A 19,029-nucleotide genomic window follows, 5' to 3' on the forward strand; every position below is an offset into this window, starting at 1 on the left:
CGATCTCCAAGAAACGAGATATGGGCTTTTTTTATAACTCGATGTCTAGCCTGGTGAACCGAGACCTCCAAAGGCGCAGATCTCTATTCGCTGGTCTGCGAAACGATCGTATTTTTCGGCTTGTTGACTGATCTGCGGGTGAACAGTACCTTACGAGGCAGGTCGTTAGGCTTGTCCTCATATGACAGATCAATCTCTTCAACGCCGCCTTGCTGCCATTGTCGTTGCTGACGTGGTAGGATATTCGGGCCTTATGGAAGCCGATGAAGCCGCAACCTTGGCGAACGTCAGGGAGCTGCGCTTTGGAATTATCGAGCCTGCTGCGACGCGCCACAAAGGTCGCATCTTCAAGGTTCTGGGCGACGGATTCCTGATCGAGTTCGGTAGCGCAATGGATGCGGTCAAAGCAGCGTTGGAAATTCAACGAGCCACCCTTGCTGTTGAGGATCTCGGAGACCGGCGCCTCCTCTTGCGGATAGGCGTGAACCTGGGGGATGTCATTCATGACGGTTCAGATCTGCTTGGCGACGGGGTAAATGTCGCGGCGCGCCTTCAAACGGCGGCCGTACCGGGCGGCATTTGCATTTCAGCGGACGTTCATGGCGAGATCGCCGGCAGTATCGACGAGCGGTTCTTCGACGCAGGCCAATGCCACCTGAAGAACCTTATCCGCCCGGTCCACGTCTGGCACTGGCCAGATCAGTTGCAAAGCATATTCCCGCTGCCCGATGGCCCCTCGATCGCGGTGTTGCCTTTCACCAATATAACCGGGGATGAAGCGGACGGCTATTTTGTCGACGGCTTGACAGAGGATCTGATCACCGACCTCTCTCGAAGGCCTGGACTGTTCGTCATCGCGCGCAGCTCGGTGTTCGCGTACAAGGGCAAGCAGATCGACGTGCGGGTGGTGGCCCAGGACCTCGGTGTCCGCTTTGTCCTGGAAGGGAGCGCGAGACGCTCAGCGGGCCGTGTTCGCATCAATGCGCAGCTGTTCGATGCCCGTGCCGGCCAGCACCTGTGGGCTGATCGCTTTGACAGAACGATGGAAGATGTCTTCGAGCTACAGGACGAAGTTAATGCCAAGATTGTTGAGGCGCTTGTCGGACGGCTGGCTGTGCCGATACAACGTAATCGGCCGAAGCACTTTGAGGCGTACGATCTTTGTGTCCGCGCTCGGCGCTTGACGGAAGAGTCGCCGCATACCGCGCGCGAGGCCTATATGCTGCTCCAACGTGCTGTTGAGCTTGAGCCATCATATGCCGAGGCGCTTGGGCTGCTCGCCTATAATCGGTGGCTCGCCTGGACTCATTTTGGAGAACCGGAAGATCTCAATCGCCGGACAGCGACGACGTTCGCGCAGAGAGCAGTCAGCCTCGATCCAAACGATGCCGGGTGCCGTTATGTTCTGGGGACCATTTTAGCTTACGAGCGGCGATGGGAGGAATCAGAGGCGGCCTTCGCCAAGGCCTTGGAGCTGGATCCCAACCATGCTGATACCTGGGCTGCGATGTCGGACATGTCAGTTCTCGACGGCAGGGTCGCCGACGGACTGGCACAGATCGAGAAGGCGCTGCGGCTCAATCCGCATCCACCCTGCTGGTATCTTTGTCATCTTGGACAGGCCCAATACGCTACCCGCAATTATGACGGGGCGAAGGCCACTCTCCGCCGGGATGAAACCTACCGAACCAACTCACGTAAATTTCTTGCTGCCTCGCTTGCACAATTGGACGACCTAGAAGAGGCTCGTCGCGAGGCAGAGCTGTTCTTGATCGCCCACCCCCATTTCACGATCAACCATTGGCTCAGTTCCCAACCGCTGCGTGATCCATCTGTTGGAGACCATTTTGTCGACGGTTTCCGCAAGGCAGGCCTTCCGGAGGGATGACAGAAGAGTTGAGCAACTCCACTAACAATGCGATCTTGTCGCCACGGACACCGAGTTAACGTGCCCAGGCGGCATACTTGCGGAGTCCGCGGAGGCCGTCCGCTGTTTCGAATTGAACAAGTCCGGCGAACTTCCTGAGCGCCGGTCCGTTCGCACCCAAGAACGTTGCGGCAACACAACGCTGTGACGGCTTGAGCAGGCCAGAGGATGCCGGAAATTCAACGGTCGCTGCCAGTCCCCCACCTTCCCTCTGCTTGAGATGAAGCGGTCCGCCGAAGAGCCCGACAAGCTCCCGTGCTATCGAAAGGCCGAAACCGTGTCCGGGGAAGTCTCATCCAGCCGCACGCCAGGTGAGACCGCCTCGGGGTCAAAGCCAGCGTCGATGCCCGGCCCATCATCCGTCGTCTTCGACCAGCAATATGCGCATCGTGAACCCAGTTTCTCTGATGTCTTCATGAGAACTAGGGCGCGTTTGCTTAACTGAAACTGAACCGCGACGTTCAGCCTGCGTCGATCCGGACACGCCTATCATCCTCCAGTCACAACGAACTGGAGACAGCATCATGTCCATGGAAAACGACGCTCCCGGCACCTCGCCTGAGCGGCCGGTCCGCAGGGGCCGCCCTCGCCGGCCGGCAACGCATCTGGCGGCTTTTGGAATTGCGGCCTTTGCGGTCCTTGCAATCGGTGCGGCCGGCGGTGCCGCGGCAATGAAATTCACCCGGCCCGGCATCGAGCTTGCACCCTTGACACCCACCTCGATCTCCAGCCTCAAGGACGATTGGGGCGTGGTGACGCTCAAAGGCAAGGTCACGGAGATCTACGGTAACAAGTTCATCGTTCAAGACGAAACCGGCAAGGCCTTGATCGAGACCGGTCCGGCCGGCGATGACGGCAAGCTCGTTGCTGTCGGCGAACCCATCAGTGTCCAAGGCCGCTTCGACGACGGGTTCCTGCATGCGAGCTACGTTGTTCATCAGGATGGCAAGACCGACGCCCTTCGCCCGCCGCCTGGACCTCCCCCGCATGGCGGACCGCTCGGCAATATGTCGCACGAGATGAAGCCCTGAAGCTTCCAAAAACGACGCCTGGCGCGCCGTTGAACCAAAATCAACGGCGCGCGTTATCTGGCGGATTTCCGGGAGTGGCACGCATGATCAAACCTATTGTTCGATTGCTTGCCTCTCCTGGCAAGTCCGTCTTCTTCACGGCATGCGTCGTCACCGCGGCCTTTCAAGGCAGTTCAACAATCGCAGCGGATGCCGCCGCAGTGCCGGTAACCGCAATCGCTGCGCGGACGGGAACGATCGACCGCGTCATCAATGGCATCGGAACCGTTGCACCCCTGCAGTCTGTGACGGTCAGGCCCAGGATCGACGGGCAAGTCGTCGACATCTCCTTTGCTGAAGGGCAGATGGTGCAAAAAGGCAGTGTTCTTCTCAAGCTGGACGATCGCGAATTGATTTCCGCTCTCGCGTCTGCAAAGGCGAAAAAGGCCCAGGACGAGGCGCAGCTAAACAGTGCCCGGACAGACGCACAGCGGTATGCGGCACTCGCCGAGAAGGGCGTTGCGTCGGCTTCGACGCTTGAGCAAAAGACCGCGTCGAGTCAACAATATGCGGCGGCCGTCCAATATGACGACGCGCTTATCAAAAGCGCGGAAACCCAGCTCGGGTTTGCCACGATCACCGCCCCCTTTGAAGGACGCACCGGATTCAAGCAGGTCGATGTCGGCAGCGTCGTAAACGCGAGCTCCACGACTGGCATCGTGACGATCACGCAGATGGATCCGATCGGGGTATCGTTCGTGGCGCCGGGCGACAAGTTTGGCGAGATCAGGGACGCTCTGAATCAGGGTATAGCAGAGGTCAAACTGACGAGCACCGACGGCAGCCGCACACTTGCCACCGGGAAACTGACCACTCTCGACAACTCCGTCGATGCCTCGAACGGCTCCATCCATCTCAAGGCGACATTCGACAATGCCAAGGCGGTGCTCTGGCCCGGTCTGCCCGTCGCAACAACGCTGACGGTCGAGAAACGCACTGGTGTCATCGTTCCTGACAAGGCGCTCGCCCGCGGTCGCGACGGACTCTACGCCTACGTCGTCGGCGCCGGCGGAAAAGCGGTCCGCCGCGCGGTCAAGACCGCCTTCGTCACCGATGCGATGGCGCTGGTTACAGAAGGTATCAGTGACGGCGATCAGGTCGTCATGGACGGTCAGTCACGCATCGGCGACGGCGCGTTGGTTTCGGTCACCCCATGGACCGGCTCCCCGGCAGGTGAGCTCGCAGACAAGGCAACGCCATAATGATCGATCGCGAGCGTAAGCCCGGAGAACCAGCAGGATTTTTTGATTTCTTTATCGTTCATCCGGTCGCGACCGGGCTGATCATGTGCGGCATCTTCCTTCTCGGGGCCATCTGTTATCCGTTTATGCCGGTCTCGGCTTTGCCGCAGATCGACTTCCCGACGATCCAGATCGCAGCAAACCTTCCCGGCGCCTCGCCTGAGACCATGGCTGCCAGCGTCGCCCAGCCGATCGAAGACGCGTTGTCGCGCGTCAGCGGCATATCCGAAATGACCTCGAACAGTTCGCTCGGTACGACCTCGATCACGGTGCAGTTTGGACTCGACCAGGATATCCAGACGGCCGCAAGCGACGTTCAGACGGCAATTAGCGAAGCGGCTGGTCAGCTTCCGAAGGACATGACGTCTCTGCCCACGGTGCATAAGGCGAACCCCGCCGACGCCCCCATCATGCAACTGTCGGCAAGCTCCGATGTTCTAACCTTGCCTGAACTGGATGAGTTTATCGAACGCAATGTGGCATCCAAGATCGGTCAGGTATCGGGTGTCGCTTTCGTAAACATCGGCGGCAAGCAGAAGCCCGCGATCCGGATCGCGGTCGATCCCGGGCGGCTGGCGCAGGCGGATATCACACTCGAGGACGTGCGAACGGCGATCGGCAATCTCAGTCTCAGCGCGCCCAAAGGAAACATCGACGATCCGACCAGGACCTTTCCGATCTACACGAATGACCAGATCGGTAGCAGCGCACAGTGGAACGACGCAGTCATCGCGTATAGCAGCGGCGGTCCCGTTCGTATCCGCGATATCGGTCAGGCGGTCGATGGCGCCGAAGACAACAAGATGGCGCATTGGACCAATGGCGAGCGCGGTATCGCGCTCGACGTCTTCCGTCAGCCGGGCGCAAACGTCATTGCTGTCGTAAACGCCGTGAAGGAACAGCTCCCGGCGCTTCAGGCGTCACTGCCCAAGTCGATCAAGCTCGAGCTCGTCACTGATCGCACGACAACGATCAGGGCATCAGTCAATGATGTTCAATTCACGCTGATGCTGACGATTGGTCTGGTCGTCGTGGTGATATTCCTTTTCCTGCGAAACCTCCGCGCGACGATCATTCCGGTGCTGACGCTGCCGATTGCGCTCGTCGGTGCGTTGGCGCCGATGTGGGTGCTCGGTTTCAGTCTCGACAACCTGTCTCTCATGGCCCTCGTCGTGGCTGTCGGATTTGTCGTCGATGATGCGATCGTCATGCTGGAAAACATCACCCGCCATATCGAAGACGGCGTCGATCCCCGTGATGCCGCCCGCAGAGGCGCGCGTGAGATCGGTTTTACCATCGTCTCGATCAGCCTGTCGCTGATCGCTGTTCTCATCCCGGTCCTATTGATGGGCGGCATCGTTGGACGCCTGTTTCGCGAATTTGCGATCACCTTAACGGTCGCGATCGTCATTTCCGCCATCGTGTCGCTGACGTTGACCCCGATGCTGGCTTCCAAGCTGATCCGCCCGATCGATGAACGCCAACGGGGGCGGTTCTACCGCCTCGGAGAAGCGTTCTTCGATCGCCTCACGTCGCTTTATATCGCGAGCCTGAGGCCGGTGATCCGCCATAGGATATTGACGCTTGGCGTCTTCATCGCGACGATCGCAGGAACAGCCTATCTGTTCATTGTTATCCCCAAGGGCTTCTTTCCGGAGCAAGATACAGGTTTCATTGGCGGGCTATCGCAAGCCTCTCCGGATATTTCCTTCTCGGAGATGTCAAAACTGCAGGAGCGGGTTAGCGCCATCATCCTGAAGGATCCGGCGGTCTACAGCGTGTTCATGGACATCGGCGGCGGCAATGGCGGCAACGCGCTCAATCAGGGCCACGTGAACATTACACTGAAGCCATTGGAGAGCCGGAACGTGAGCGCCAGGCAAGTCATCGAACGGCTCGGCCAGGCTTTGAATGCGCAGCAAGGCATCAAGCTTTTCATGCAGTCCGCCCAGGATATCAATATCGGCGCGCGGCCTGCCAAGACCCAATATCAGTTCACCCTTCAGGACGCCGATATCGAGGAGCTTGGTACCTGGGCATCGAAGGTTACCAGCCGCCTTCAAGGCGTCTCGCAACTGCGGGATGTTGGCAGCGACCAGCAAGCTGAAGCGCCCAATCTGTCGATCAAGATCGATCGCGCCGCAGCAACGCTTTACGGGGTTTTGCCCTCCGGCATCGACGACACGCTTTACGATGCCTTCGGTCAGCGGCAGGTCGCGTCCTACTCGACGCAAACGGATACGTTCCGGGTGATCCTCGAAGTTCTTCCCAACCTGCAGCGCGACATTGCAACGCTGGACCGGCTTTCCATTCGTGCCAGCAACGGCACCTTGGTTCCGCTTTCCGTGGTGGCGAAGTGGTCGACGGACGGCGTCTCACCCGTCTCCATATCGCACCAGGGTCAGTCGCCGGCGGTCACGATCTCGTTCAACCTTGCCCCGAATGTCGCGCTTGGCGAAGCGACGCAGGCAATCGAAACGGCAGTGGCCGACATGCATCCGCCGGCTTCGCTGCAGACAAGTTTCTCCGGAAGCGCCAAGGCTTTCAAGGATTCGCTCGGAACCGTCCCCTTGCTGATCCTGGCGTCGCTCGTCGTTGTCTACATCATTCTCGGCGTCTTGTACGAAAGCCTCATCCATCCGTTGACGATCCTCTCGACGTTGCCATCAGCGGGTCTTGGGGCATTGCTTGCACTCAAACTGGCAGGTTTCGACTTCGGCCTCGTCGCAATGATAGGGGTCATCCTGCTGATCGGCATCGTCAAGAAGAATGGCATCATGCTAGTGGATTTCGCGATCCAGGCAGAGCGGGAAGAAGGTCTCGGAAGCGAGGACGCGATCGTCAAGGCAGCACAGATGCGGTTTCGTCCGATCCTGATGACCACGATGGCCGCATTGCTTGGAGGGTTGCCTCTTGCCATCGGTCACGGATCTGGCTCCGAATTGCGGCAGCCGCTCGGCTACGCAATTGTCGGGGGTCTCCTTGTGAGCCAGTTGCTCACCCTCTATACGACACCCGTCATCTATCTGCTGCTCGACAAGCTACGCAAAAATCGTACAGAGACGGCGGGCAGTCAGAGCAGCGCCTCAGCCGCATAGCTTCCAAGCACGGGGAAAGATATGAACACATCCTTCTACACCTGTGCCATCGCGAGCGTCACAGCCGCCGGTGTTGTTGTCCGGCCGTTTCGTCTGCCTGAGGCAATCTGGGCCGTTGGCGGAGCTTTGCTCATCCTTCTATCCGGCATCCTCAACCCTATGGAAGTCTGGGCCGGGGTGGCAAAGGGTACCGACGTCTATCTGTTTCTGATCGGCATGATGCTCCTATCCGAGCTTGCCCGGAAAGAAGGGCTGTTTGACTGGCTTGCAGCCATTGCCACGTCCTATGCAAGAGGATCGCCAACGCGGCTCTTCGCTCTTGTTTATGGTGTCGGCATTCTCGTCACCGCATTCCTGTCCAACGACGCGACGGCTGTTGTTCTCACGCCCGCTGTCTACGCCGCATGCCGCGCGGCAAAGGTCAGGGATCCGTTACCTTACCTGCTGATCTGTGCCTTTGTTGCCAATGCCGCAAGTTTCGTCTTGCCGATATCCAATCCTGCAAATCTGGTGATCTTCGCTGGCGGCGACATGCCATCGCTGTCTCGCTGGATGAGTACGTTCATGCTCCCGTCTATGGCTTCTATCGTCGTGACTTATCTGACGCTTTATTGGTCGCAACGCCGGACGCTCGTCGCTGACACCGTGGACACCGCGATCGCGCGCCCGCATCTCAGCATCTCTGCACAGCTTGCCGGATTTGGGTTGGTCGTCACAGCGGCCATTCTTCTGTGGGCCTCAGCGATGCATGTCAGCCTGGGGCGGCCTACGTTTATAGCCGGCATGATAACGACGCTGGCCGTGCTCGCCGTTATCCGGCAAAACCCAATCAACGTCTTACGCGATGTCAGTTGGGGCGTCATCCCTTTGGTCGGCGGATTGTTCGTCGTCGTTGAGGCGGTCAATCATACGGGCGTCGCTACCATACTTGCGGACCATCTCAGGACGCTCGGCGCACATTCCGAAGTGCAAGCAACCGCAGTTGCAGGGACCGGTGTCGCCCTGCTTTCGAATCTCATCAACAATCTGCCTGCCGGTCTTTTCGCCGGAAGCGCTGTCCAGGCCGCGGAGGTCTCCGATCGCATCGCTGGCGCGGTGCTGATCGGCGTGGATCTCGGCCCAAACCTTTCGGTGACTGGTTCCCTTGCGACAATCCTTTGGCTGACGTCATTGCGCCGGGAGGGCATCGAAGTCAGCGCGCTATCGTTTCTGAAAATTGGCGGCGTCGTGATGTTCCCCGCACTGTTGTTGTCGCTTGCCGTTCTCTTGGCCTGATCGAGAGGGGTCCCATCAACACCGTGCTGCAGTCGCATCTCTGAAAAAAATTTATGTTCAGGGATACTTGAAGAATGAATTCTCCGCTGGTCGCCAATCTTCAACTGATGCCGGAACATTTGGTCACCGATTTGATTATCCTCCACTAAGGAGGAAATAATCATGGACCATACAAACCACGTACGGCTGACGGCATCCGAGTTGACGCCCGCCGTTCTCGAAGGTGCCACGATCTATGGCGTCGATGATCATAAGGTCGGCAAGATCGATCACATCCATGCTGCTGGCGGCGCCGGCGGATCCGCAGTGATCGATGTTGGCGGGTTCCTCGGCATTGGCGCCAAGCCGGTCGCAGTTCCGATTTCGGATCTCGAGTTTATGCGAGACGAGGACGGCGATGTTCACGCCGTCACCAGTTGGACCAAGGATCAGCTCAAGCAAATGCCTGAACACCGAGACTGAGATCGTCTCGAACTGTTCTCCAGCACCGCAATTGGCGGTGCTGGAGAGATCGCACCCGATCTAACTGTATCTCGGGCCATGCTCGACAGTTCGGCGACTAGCCTCCGGCTTAGTGAGTTTGTATTTTCTTAACGGGCAAGTGACGGAGGCAGGCGCGAACGATACGTCGACTGGGTCTTATAGGCCGGGCGGGAGCCTGCCCCTATTGACGACGCTATAGCCAAGGAACCGCAAACCACGGACAAGCGCCAGTGGTCCCTCTTTTTCATCCACTCTAGTCTCTCCGATACCGTCCCAGTGTCGGCGCTGCCAGCTTTTGAACAAGGTCTCGAACGCTGCATAGTCAGCATCGGACATGGGAAATGGCTCCGGAAAATGCGCGACATAAATTTCGCCGGCATTCAATGGTTCCCATTCGATGACTATCGCTCTCAACGCGTTAATCTCCCGATTTTTGGTTGGGCGGCTAGCGAAGCTCACGCCGCAGATCTTCCAGAATCGGCCGCTCCCCGCTCAATATCTTGCACTTTGTCCTCTCGAGCGAATCCACCCGGTTAACTTCTGGAAAACTAGCCATCGTCCGAGACGCGTGTGGCTAACCAATCTCGCACTTTACACTATCTATATAGCAAGCTCGAGGGGCCAGTCTGCCTCGATCGTCCACGCAACTGCGCTTGGCGCCTGGTTGCAGGTACCCACCGAGCCAGGCGAAATCGCCCTTGATCGCTATGCCTTTACGGCCCTCCGAAACGGCGGCCTTAAGGGCAGCTTCGGCAATGCCTCTGCGGATCGGCCATGCCCTCTGTCGCAACGCGTCCAAAAGGAGCCAGCGGGATTAGCACGCCTCACCTGAGGTTCTTGATCTGCGGTGCGATATGAGGATCCCCCCCGCTCCGTACCGCCATCGTCGTCACAACTACTTTTGGCAGAGTTTGGACACGTTGCGTTGGAGACCCCGAAGCAGCGCTTGAGCGATTTCATCTTTTAAACCTTGGACGATATCGCCGAACGGGCCACTGGTGCGGATGATCTCGAACGAGCTTTCCGTGGTTTTGCAGGTGGATAGATCGAAATGCAGGCTGACATCAGCTGTTGCCGAAAACCCGCCTTGCACCAAAGTATTGTCTGATGTCTTGCAAGCCAAGGTTCCCCGGGCTTTTGCCTCGGCAAGGTCACCGTTCACGGACACGTCGAGTCTCTCGATCTTCACATAATCTAGCTTGTCGACGCCAACTTCAACGCTGATGCCAAAGCTCGATGCGTTTACCTTAAGCGCCCGCCACGGCTGTGCGTCACCGATCGCTCGCTCCAGCACATTCTCTGCTGCGGCAGGACGCTGTGTAACCATCAGCGCTATTGCTGTAAACACTGCAAAGGCGCCCACCCATCCTGGCATCATTCTTTACCTTCCGCGAGGCTCGAGCCGTCCCGACCCGTGAGTTAATGGCTGCTGTAGAGCTCGGAGCGGAAATCCTCATCCGCTCTTTCGGGGAACAAGTGCCGCCGGGTCTGCCGCAGGCCGTCAGCTTGGCGTCGATGCTTCTCGACCACGTGATTTGTCACGTCAATAAGCGGGCCGCCATCTCGCTCAGCAATGCGGACCGTGCCTCCTTGAGAAAGAAAATCGCAAAACGCCTCGACCGATCTGAGGTGGGCCGTGAGCTCGACGTATCGGTGGTCGTATTCTTTCATGACATCCTCCAGCGGAAAAGATCACAAGAGACTTCGGCGAGAAAATGGCTGCGCGCTGAGATTTGCGGTTAGGGGTTATCCAGCCGTTCAACCGTCTATGCATCAGCCCTCGAACTTCCACCCGACTGGCTGCCAGCAACTGGAGGAGCTATCCAGCGTGATTGGCAGGTCGCGTACTTGCTTGCAAGCGCCGATTTAGACCATTCCGATTCCGTCGAAGTGATCGTGTGACACCGGATGCGTTGGGAGCGGGTGCTCCTTGTGTATTCATCAGTTCTCTCTAGGCAGATGCTGGGGATTGGGCATGCGAGTCTCCATCCCAGCCGGGCTATACTGTGATTGCCGCCGCCTCTCACAAATCTTTATGGCAGTTCCTTAGGCTCGCCACGAACCGACAAGTACCGTTCCCTGAAAATCCTGAATGTTACGCGCCACAACTGCTAATCCCTGAACGAGCGCGGTGGACGGCGATCGCATCAGCTACATTGCGGCGATCAGGAATATGTAAGTGGGCCCACCGCGTAGGGATAGCGCCATCGATCGGTATAACTCGCTCTGAAAACTCCGGCCGAACGCGGCTATCCATCCATTCTCGCAGGTGCTGTCCCAGTGCGCAGTCTCAGGGTTGCATGCAGAGTATTCCACGCTCAGGTTCTAAATAATTTCATAGATTATCAATTGGCACCGGTTTGCTCAATCCCAATGCTCATACTCTGACGCGCTTCAGAAAGCCCGTTTTCGCATTCCGCCTACCCTGCAATCAAGGATTGCCGTCATGTCGCCAACCATCGAGACAATGGTTTCCAGCCGATAGGGTTTTGCGATGAAGGTTGCTCCGCCAGGCAACTCGTCAGGGCGCAGGCAATGACCTCCGGAAGCGATGATCACTGGAACGGGCATGCTGGTCAACGAGATCATCCCGGCCAGATCGAGCCCGCTCAGTCCACCGGGCATATCAATGTCCGTAACGACGGCGTCGATCTTGCGCCGAGCGAGAGCCGCGATTGCCTCAAGGACATTTTCGGCTTCGACAACGTCGTAACCCTCATCCCTAAGGGTGTCTGCCAACATCATCCTGATGAGAAATTCGTCTTCAACGATGAGAACTGTGCGCTGATACATGTCAGTTTCGCTCCGTGGTCACGAGATGAACTCGCAGCGACCCGAATAGATCGTCTTTCAGACAGGAGTATTCGCAGACATATTTAATAAAATACGAATGAACCACGGCTCTATGCCGCGAGCCAGATGCCGGAACGTTTATTGTCTGGTTGGTCAGCCTCGGTTGCTTCCAGAAACCTCATCGGCTGTTCAATATGCGGCCTAGTTCCTTCAACCGGGATAAAAGCAGCCCGGCTTCGGAGGCGAAGGCGGGCCAACGGCCCACGGTTGCTCGAAGCTCGTTGATGATCTCGTTCGCAATTCGTGCTGGTATCGAAGCTGCCTTGGCGATCAGCAGCGGCATGGCTATAATGTCGGGCGCATATTCGAAATTGCTTCGCCTCTCGGTGCCGCTTCACGCCAAGGTACCGAGCTTGCGCGACCGCCCCTCCAGATCAATCATCACAGCCATTTGTTGACAGGTTCGAATTTCACGATTACGCGCCCTTTTCCTCAGTGGCCGGTCGATGACGTCATCAATGGTTCTGGGCGCCTGCGGGGGGAACAACTGGCCGAATTCGACTTCGGCACGAAGCACGAAAGCAATCTTGACCAGGGCTTCGATCGAGATCTTGCCAGCTTCCTTGAAAAGGCGCAGCGAACTATAGGATACGCCTGCTTTGGCAGCGAGATCGCTCTGCGTCGAACCTAGGACGAGAGCGGCCTCAACGATCATAGCGTGATGGAGCGGTATGGTCCTTCGATAGCGACGGCCATGGCCGATTTTTGGCCTACCATTGAACGGATGGTACGAGACCACTTCAGGAGACCGGCTTTAAGCAGTACGCTGGGGGACCGTCATGCGCAGACTATCAGGCCGCAATAAGCAACATCACATAGGCGACTACAGTCACCATCAGTCCGCGGAAGGCGAGCGTCACGCAGCGGTACTTGCCGCGAGCGATCGCCGAGAGAATATCAGCGTTGTCGAGATACTCGGCAAAGAGGTAACGCTGGTCGTGGCGCGCAGCCGCTTCCCAGAAAAGCTGCCGGTGCTTGCCCCAGCTTCCCCAGAACATCGAAGTCGACTTGTTCACGTGACGAGGCAACACGACGAGTATCGCCGATAGAATCGAGAAGACCGATGCCGCAGCCAGAAGCCCGGAGAACAGCAGTGTCTTTGGATCGCCACCGACATAGCGCGTCCATGTAAAGACGGCCCTGACATCCCCCGAGCTAACGAGGAACGCAAGCATGAAGGTGAAGATGTAAGCCGCCTTTTGATCAGATATCTTGATCTGGTCGTAGAAGATATCGTTTATCTTCTTGATATGATCAAAATATTCCGATCCTATGACATTCGTCGAAGGAAAACTTTCCATCAACTCAGTAGCACCTTCAAGATCGCTCACCCAAACATCTCCACCGTCAAGTGTCTCCCTGATATTACACTTAGCCGCCAAAGCAAGATGAGCGGTACAACTTCTATTGACTTTTCGCGACGGCGAGGACAAACGCTTTGCTATGAGGGGTAGCTTTACACATTCCATGTCCGCCATGATGGTGTTGACGGTGGCCGCATCCGTTGCTGCGCTGCCGGCCGGTGCCGAGCCGCTGTCTCGTGCTGAGCCGGCTGCCGGATCGGTGATCGACCGGAAGATGGGCGAGGAAGTCCGCTTCGTCGATCTTTCCAACTGGCAGGATGTCGATCTTCACCAGGATCTGCTTGGCGGCGACGTGCTGCGCACCAATGCGACCGGCCAGCTTGCTATACTGTTCGCAGATCGCACCCAGGTGCGCCTAGGCCGCAACTCGGCGCTCCAGGTAAAGCAGATGGCCCGGCAGGGCGACACCGTTCTCAACCTGCAATCCGGAACCATGTGGGCCCGCGCCCAGCGCGGCGGCACGGGGTTGACGGTGGAAACGCCGGCGGCGGCCGCCGCCATCCGCGGCACCGACTGGACATTGACGGTCAAGGGCGACCAGACTTCGCTGATCGTGCTCGAGGGCCAGGTCGAGCTGAAGAACGACTATGGCAGCGTGCAGGTAGCCGAAGGCGAAGGCGCGGTGGCGACGATTGGCCAAGCGCCACGCAAGCTCGTCATCGTCACGCCTGACGATCGCGAGCAGATGCTGTTCTACCTGACGCTGCGCAGCGGCTTCACCTTCATGCCGGCCTCCCCCCTGCCGGTGCAAACGATGCGCCGCGAACGCAGCCGTATCGAGGACAAGGCCGAGGAGGCGCGAAACGCCGAAGACTGGCTGACGCTGGCGGAAATACAGATATCGCTCGACGGCCGGCAGAAGGCGCTGAACTCGCTTGCGAGAGCGCGTGCCTTACGCTTGTCCGCAACACAACGCGCCCGTGCCGATCTCATTGAGGCGCTGATTGCAGGCGCCGAAAAGCGCTACAGCGAGGCGGCGAAAATGTTCGTGAGAGCCGAACGCGGCCTCGATCCGCTCCGCCGCAGCATCGCCGCCTATGGCGGCTACTACGCCCGCTCGCTGCAGGATCCATCCCGCAACGAACATCCACCGGCCAATGTCACCGGCCCCTACGCCGCCGTGATGAAAGCCTATACGGCAGGCTTCCTGGAAGATATTCCGGCTGCGATCGCAACGATGAAGGCGGCCGAAGCGCGCTATCCCGATGACTCGACGCTCCCTGCCCTGCGCGCGCAGCTGGCGCTGCTGATCAACGATCGCGTCCAGATGCAGGAGGCGATCGACAGGTCGCTTTCGATCGACCCGGACGATCCGAATGCGCTGCAGGCCCGCGCCCGCATGCGCGCCGATTATCAGGGCGATCTCGAGGGAGCACTGAGCGATCTGAATGCCGCGCTCAAGGTGGCCCCCGGCTCCTCCATGGCCTGGAACGACCTCGGCCTGCTGCAGAATGCCCGTGGTGCAGCGCGCGAAGCCGAAGCGGCGCTGAAACGTGCCATCGAACTCGACCGCGACGATCCTATCGGCCACGCCAATCTAGCGATCCTTTATCTCGACCAGTCGCGGATGAAGGAAGCAAAGCTCGAAATCGATCTGGCGCTCGCCGCCGACCCGGCCTTCGACATCGCCCTCCTGGCCCGCGGCCGCTACTATCTGCAGATGGGCGCGATGGACAAGGCGATCGACGACCTGCTGGCCTCCTCGACCGCCAATCCGGCGCATTCCCAGGCGCAGCTCATGCTCGCTGCCGGTCACTACGAAAAGGGCGACCGTGTTCTATCCGAACAAGCGCTCGACAATGCCGACAGACTGGACAGGAACGACCCGGTCATTTCCTCCTTCCGCACAGCCGTTGCCATCGACGACTACGACTCCGATGGCGCGCTGGACTACGCCCAGGAGTTCCTGCGGCGGTCGAAGGCGCGCGGCGGCCATTACGGCTCGCTCGGCGCCAATCAGGATGCCGGCTCAACGCTCAATAACGCCTTCCGCCTGCGCGGATTGAATGCTTGGGGCCGATATTACGGCGACGCGGTCTTCGATCCCTTCGCCGGCAGCGGCTACGTTGACCAGTCTATCCGCGGCAATATTCGCCCCTTCGCCACTAACGAGATCTTCGACGACGAGATCGATCTCTACAAGCTGAACTCCAACAGCTTTTCGGCGCTCTTGCAGGGCCTGCTTCTTGACCCGCACATGCTGTCCGGCCGCTCGCGCTCGGCCAATCTACTACGCCGACCGTTCCTCGAAGGCTCGATCGGCGGCGGCGTGATCAACTCCTCCGGTGAAACCAAGCCGATCGGCGAGGCTGAACTGCAGGGCTTTGCCAACGAGCCGTTCCCGGTCAGCGGCTATCTGAACCTGAAATGGGAACAGACGCCTTACGGCGGTGACTATGGTTCATTCCTGACAACCCCTTTCGCTAGCCCCGGCAGCCTTGATGGGGATATCCGCAGCCTTTCCGGCAACGGCTATCTTACGGCAACGCCAAATCCGGACGACCGGTTCGTGCTTTACGCCAACCACTCCGACAGCAAGCTTGACCAGGCAATCGACTTTCCGGCTGCGGGCTATAACGAGAGCGGTGATATCGATACGAAATCCACAGCCGCGGGTATCGGCTGGAGCCATACGTTCGGCTATCGCAACGTCGTCAATGCCGCATTCTTCTACACCAGCACCGAGCAAAACGTAGAGCAGGAAGTCATCGCCCCACCGCCGCGCATCGCAGACAGTCTGCAGCGCAATTACGTCGCAGCAATCAACCATCTTTACGGCGTCGATGATCTGACCTGGCGCTACGGCATAGAGGGCGGGTTCGTCGATATTAAAGCCGACGATTCGCTGCTTGGGACATCGGTCGACGAGCGGATAGGAATCGGCAGAGCCTACGTCGATCTGCTTCACGACATCACACCAAACCTAAAGGCGGAATACGCACTCTTCGGAACGGCCATAGACGGCGGCTCGACGGATGTGAAGCGGCTTGAGCCACGCCTGGGCATTGCCTGGGCGCCGCTCGACGGCCAATGGCTGCGCGCTGCTTTCATGCGGCAAAGCTATGATATGGGCTCCCCGACCTTGTCGCCGATCGGCGTCGTTGGCATTCAACCCAATCAACCTTATTCGGGCATCGACGGATACACCGATACGATCGCGCTTCAGTGGGACGCGCAATGGACTGAACGCTTGTTCACTAGCATCGAATACCAGCATCAGGAAATTCGTGACCTCGATTTGGCCTACCCGGTCGGCGGTCCATTTCTCCCCTATCTTCCGGGTGGCTTGACCATCAGCAAAGCAAATGTCGATCGCGTTAGCGCAACCGCAAACGTCGCCCTCCTTTATGGATTCGGTGTCTCAGCAACCGTGGCCTATTCTCATTCGAAGAACGAGGATGCTGGCAGCATCGGGTTTGACGAGGCGCTGCCTTACATTCCGGAGAGAAGCGGGCAACTCGCTCTGACCTGGGTCAATGAGGCCAACGTCAAGGCAACGCTTGCAGCGAACTATACCGGAGAGCGTCAAGGTGATGGCGGCATCCTCGGCCCCGAGGTGCTCGACGACTACTGGACCCTTGATGCCAACCTGATTTGGGAGCCGATCGACAAGCGCTTTGCCCTCGAAGCTTCGGCCTTCAATCTTCTTGACGAAGATTTCGAGGTGGCGCCTGGTGTTCCAGGCTGGGGCCGCGCGGTCAAGGGCAGCCTGAAGATCCGCTTCTGATGCCGGGCAGAAAGACACAATCCACCCGCCCAACCGGCTGGCCCGTCTCCAGCCGTCCGGTCAGACTAGCCGTCCTCGTACTGGTGACACTGGTGGCGATTTCGCTGCTCTCGCGTCTGCCGGCATGGTCGCTGCTGGAGCTCAGGAGCTTCGACTATCTCTCGACCGTCGATGATCCGCTGCCACCCGAGGAAGCGCCTGTGATCGTCGCGATCGACGAGCCGGCACTGGCGCAGATCAACGAACAATGGCCGTGGCCACGCAGTCTGCACGCCCGCCTGATCACCGCCCTGCGGGCTGCGGGCGCAAAGGCTGTCGGGCTTGATATCATCATGGCTGAACCCTCGTCGCCTGATAACGACGGCGCGGTGACCGCAGCTGTCGGCCCCGATGTCGTGTTGGCCGGCGACGAGACGCTGATCCAGGCGCCGCAGGCAGACCAGCTCATTCGCACCACGCCACTGCCTCAATTTACCGCTGCCGGCGCAAGAACCGGGATCGCCTCAATTGATCTCGGCGGCGACGGCATCTTCCGCACCATTCCGTCCTATAAGGACGGATTTGCCGTAACGCTGGCTGCTGCAGCTGGCAGGACGCCAATGAAGACGTCAAAAAATGCGATGATCCAGTCCTTCGGACCGTCTCGCAGCTATCCCACCGTGTCCTATTATCAGGCGCTTGACCCGCAGAATTTTCTGCCTCCGGATTTTTTCAAGGATCGCATCGTCCTGGTCGGCCTCAGCCTACAAAATGCGCCTGAGATCGACAAAGGCGGCGCCGATACATTCGCGACGCCCTATACAGTGCACACCGGCAAGCTGGTCGCCGGAGTCGAAATCCAGGCGACGATCTACGACAACATCGTCCACGGTTTCTTCATCGAAAAAGCCGGACTACCACTCGTCGCCCTAGTGATCCTTGTGGCCGCCGTGCTTGCAGCTGCAAGCGTCCTTCGCTCGACCAGCTGGCTAGCGATGGCGGCGGCCGTTACTGCCGTCTGCCTTTTCTCGGCCGCAAGTTTCGTAGGCATCCGCTTCGGCCATATCTTCGTTTCGCCGCTCGGCCCGTCAATCGCCTATATCGCCGTCGTCTTCGGCCAGACGGCATTCGACTTCGCCGAGGAGCGGCGCAACAAGCTGCAGATCACCCGCGCCTTCTCGCAATATCTCTCGCCCGACCTCGTCAAGCGCCTCTCTGAAGACCCCTCGCAGCTTAAGCTCGGCGGCGAGCGGCGAACCCTTTCGATCCTGTTCTCCGATGTGCGCGGGTTCACGACCATCGCCGAGACGCTGAGGGACGATCCCGAACAGCTGACCGCGCTGATCAATCGGCTACTGACGCCACTATCTGAAGTGGTGATGAACCATGGCGGCACGATCGACAAATATATGGGCGACTGCATCATGGCCTTCTGGAACGCGCCGCTCGACGATCCCGATCACGCGATGCATGCCGTCGTCGCGTCGCTGGCCATGCAGGAGGAAATTGCCAAGTTGAATCTGGAGCTGGAGGCCGAATCCGAAGCCAGCGGCATGCAGCTGCATGTCCTCAAGATGGGCGTTGGCATCAACACTGGCGAATGCGTCGTCGGCAACATGGGCTCCACCCGCCGCTTCGACTATTCCTGCCTCGGCGACAGCGTCAATCTTGCCTCGCGCCTCGAAGGCGCCTCGAAGAATTATGGCGTTGCATTGCTGCTTGGCGAGACCACCGCATCCCTGGTGAGCGGCCGGTATACGATCGCAGAGCTCGACCGTGTCATCGTCAAGGGCAAGACGGTTCCCGCTCCCGTTTTCACCATCCTGCACCGTGCCGAGGAGGACGCACTGGCGGCGCACGCCCAGTTTCTCCAGGCGAAATATGCGGGCGAATTGCGGGAAGACGATCCGCGCTTCGATGCAATGGCCGGGATGATACCGGAGCTATCGGGCTATTACACGATCATGCGCCATCATGAACGCACTGCGCGCGACCGGTAGTCCCGCGCGCGC

13 protein-coding genes are annotated in these 19,029 nt (G+C 58.8%); 8 read left to right on the plus strand and 5 right to left on the minus strand.

Features of this window, described 5'->3' with window-relative positions; translation table 11 throughout:
• Nucleotides 1–181: 181 nt before the first annotated feature.
• The 6 genes from AB4Z25_RS14765 to AB4Z25_RS14790 all read left to right on the plus strand — a co-directional run bounded on the left by AB4Z25_RS14765 (nucleotide 182) and on the right by AB4Z25_RS14790 (nucleotide 9,073).
• Nucleotides 182–1,888 (plus strand): adenylate/guanylate cyclase domain-containing protein, encoded by a 1,707-nt coding sequence (locus AB4Z25_RS14765; RefSeq protein WP_112540858.1) that lies wholly within the window; start codon nucleotides 182–184, stop codon nucleotides 1,886–1,888.
• 563 nt (nucleotides 1,889–2,451) lie between these two features.
• Entirely contained in the window at nucleotides 2,452–2,958 is a 507-nt protein-coding gene (locus tag AB4Z25_RS14770; RefSeq protein WP_112540857.1) for a hypothetical protein, read from the plus strand.
• Nucleotides 2,959–3,041: 83 nt separating this feature from the next.
• Nucleotides 3,042–4,199 carry an efflux RND transporter periplasmic adaptor subunit gene (locus AB4Z25_RS14775; RefSeq protein ID WP_112540856.1) on the plus strand — a complete coding sequence of 386 codons (1,158 nt, stop codon included), beginning with the start codon at nucleotides 3,042–3,044 and terminating at the stop codon, nucleotides 4,197–4,199.
• Nucleotides 4,199–7,336, plus strand: coding sequence for an efflux RND transporter permease subunit (locus AB4Z25_RS14780; RefSeq protein ID WP_442208317.1), 3,138 nt, complete (start codon nucleotides 4,199–4,201; stop codon nucleotides 7,334–7,336). The genes AB4Z25_RS14775 and AB4Z25_RS14780 overlap by 1 nt, the downstream gene beginning before the upstream one ends.
• Nucleotides 7,337–7,357: 21 nt before the next feature.
• Nucleotides 7,358–8,611 carry an arsenic transporter gene (locus AB4Z25_RS14785; protein WP_112540854.1) on the plus strand — a complete coding sequence of 418 codons (1,254 nt, stop codon included), beginning with the start codon at nucleotides 7,358–7,360 and terminating at the stop codon, nucleotides 8,609–8,611.
• A gap of 162 nt (nucleotides 8,612–8,773) precedes the next feature.
• On the plus strand, nucleotides 8,774–9,073 hold the full coding sequence (locus AB4Z25_RS14790; RefSeq protein WP_112386813.1) for a PRC-barrel domain-containing protein: 300 nt from the start codon (nucleotides 8,774–8,776) through the stop codon (nucleotides 9,071–9,073).
• 916 nt (nucleotides 9,074–9,989) lie between these two features.
• On the opposite strand, the gene AB4Z25_RS14795 is transcribed toward AB4Z25_RS14790, so the two are convergent.
• The 5 genes from AB4Z25_RS14795 to AB4Z25_RS14815 form a co-directional block, all read right to left on the minus strand.
• Nucleotides 9,990–10,421 carry a hypothetical protein gene (locus AB4Z25_RS14795; protein ID WP_442208359.1) on the minus strand — a complete coding sequence of 144 codons (432 nt, stop codon included), beginning with the start codon at nucleotides 10,419–10,421 and terminating at the stop codon, nucleotides 9,990–9,992.
• A gap of 92 nt (nucleotides 10,422–10,513) precedes the next feature.
• A complete protein-coding gene (locus AB4Z25_RS14800) occupies nucleotides 10,514–10,765 on the minus strand; it encodes a hypothetical protein (protein ID WP_112386811.1) in 252 nt (83 codons plus the stop codon).
• A 723-nt stretch (nucleotides 10,766–11,488) separates the two neighbouring features.
• Nucleotides 11,489–11,887 (minus strand): response regulator, encoded by a 399-nt coding sequence (locus AB4Z25_RS14805; RefSeq protein WP_112386810.1) that lies wholly within the window; start codon nucleotides 11,885–11,887, stop codon nucleotides 11,489–11,491.
• 394 nt (nucleotides 11,888–12,281) lie between these two features.
• Nucleotides 12,282–12,602 carry a hypothetical protein gene (locus AB4Z25_RS14810; protein WP_442208318.1) on the minus strand — a complete coding sequence of 107 codons (321 nt, stop codon included), beginning with the start codon at nucleotides 12,600–12,602 and terminating at the stop codon, nucleotides 12,282–12,284.
• A 136-nt stretch (nucleotides 12,603–12,738) separates the two neighbouring features.
• Nucleotides 12,739–13,278: a Pycsar system effector family protein gene (locus tag AB4Z25_RS14815; RefSeq protein WP_112540852.1), complete on the minus strand. Its 540-nt coding sequence runs from the start codon at nucleotides 13,276–13,278 to the stop codon at nucleotides 12,739–12,741.
• A 112-nt stretch (nucleotides 13,279–13,390) separates the two neighbouring features.
• Here AB4Z25_RS14815 and AB4Z25_RS14820 point away from each other — a divergent pair, with 112 nt between their 5' ends.
• Nucleotides 13,391–17,038 (plus strand): FecR domain-containing protein, encoded by a 3,648-nt coding sequence (locus AB4Z25_RS14820; protein WP_112540851.1) that lies wholly within the window; start codon nucleotides 13,391–13,393, stop codon nucleotides 17,036–17,038.
• Nucleotides 17,038–19,017, plus strand: a complete 1,980-nt coding sequence (locus tag AB4Z25_RS14825) for an adenylate/guanylate cyclase domain-containing protein (protein WP_112386807.1) — start codon at nucleotides 17,038–17,040, stop codon at nucleotides 19,015–19,017. The genes AB4Z25_RS14820 and AB4Z25_RS14825 overlap by 1 nt, the downstream gene beginning before the upstream one ends.
• Nucleotides 19,018–19,029 lie beyond the last annotated feature (12 nt).

Source organism: Rhizobium sp. RAF36, assembly GCF_052114105.1.
Lineage (GTDB): Bacteria > Pseudomonadota > Alphaproteobacteria > Rhizobiales > Rhizobiaceae > Rhizobium.

Bases quoted from the DNA above. Each gene is read 5' to 3' on its own strand.
- AB4Z25_RS14765 (WP_112540858.1), top strand. From the start codon at position 182: ATGACAGATCAATCTCTTCAACGCCGCCTTGCTGCCATTGTCGTTGCT.
- AB4Z25_RS14780 (WP_442208317.1), top strand. From the start codon at position 4,199: ATGATCGATCGCGAGCGTAAGCCCGGAGAACCAGCAGGATTTTTTGAT.
- AB4Z25_RS14820 (WP_112540851.1), top strand. From the start codon at position 13,391: ATGAGGGGTAGCTTTACACATTCCATGTCCGCCATGATGGTGTTGACG.
- AB4Z25_RS14790 (WP_112386813.1), top strand. From the start codon at position 8,774: ATGGACCATACAAACCACGTACGGCTGACGGCATCCGAGTTGACGCCC.
- AB4Z25_RS14770 (WP_112540857.1), top strand. From the start codon at position 2,452: ATGTCCATGGAAAACGACGCTCCCGGCACCTCGCCTGAGCGGCCGGTC.
- AB4Z25_RS14795 (WP_442208359.1), bottom strand. From the start codon at position 10,421: ATGGTTACACAGCGTCCTGCCGCAGCAGAGAATGTGCTGGAGCGAGCG.
- AB4Z25_RS14825 (WP_112386807.1), top strand. From the start codon at position 17,038: ATGCCGGGCAGAAAGACACAATCCACCCGCCCAACCGGCTGGCCCGTC.
- AB4Z25_RS14810 (WP_442208318.1), bottom strand. From the start codon at position 12,602: ATGATCGTTGAGGCCGCTCTCGTCCTAGGTTCGACGCAGAGCGATCTC.
- AB4Z25_RS14785 (WP_112540854.1), top strand. From the start codon at position 7,358: ATGAACACATCCTTCTACACCTGTGCCATCGCGAGCGTCACAGCCGCC.
- AB4Z25_RS14805 (WP_112386810.1), bottom strand. From the start codon at position 11,887: ATGTATCAGCGCACAGTTCTCATCGTTGAAGACGAATTTCTCATCAGG.
- AB4Z25_RS14775 (WP_112540856.1), top strand. From the start codon at position 3,042: ATGATCAAACCTATTGTTCGATTGCTTGCCTCTCCTGGCAAGTCCGTC.
- AB4Z25_RS14800 (WP_112386811.1), bottom strand. From the start codon at position 10,765: ATGAAAGAATACGACCACCGATACGTCGAGCTCACGGCCCACCTCAGA.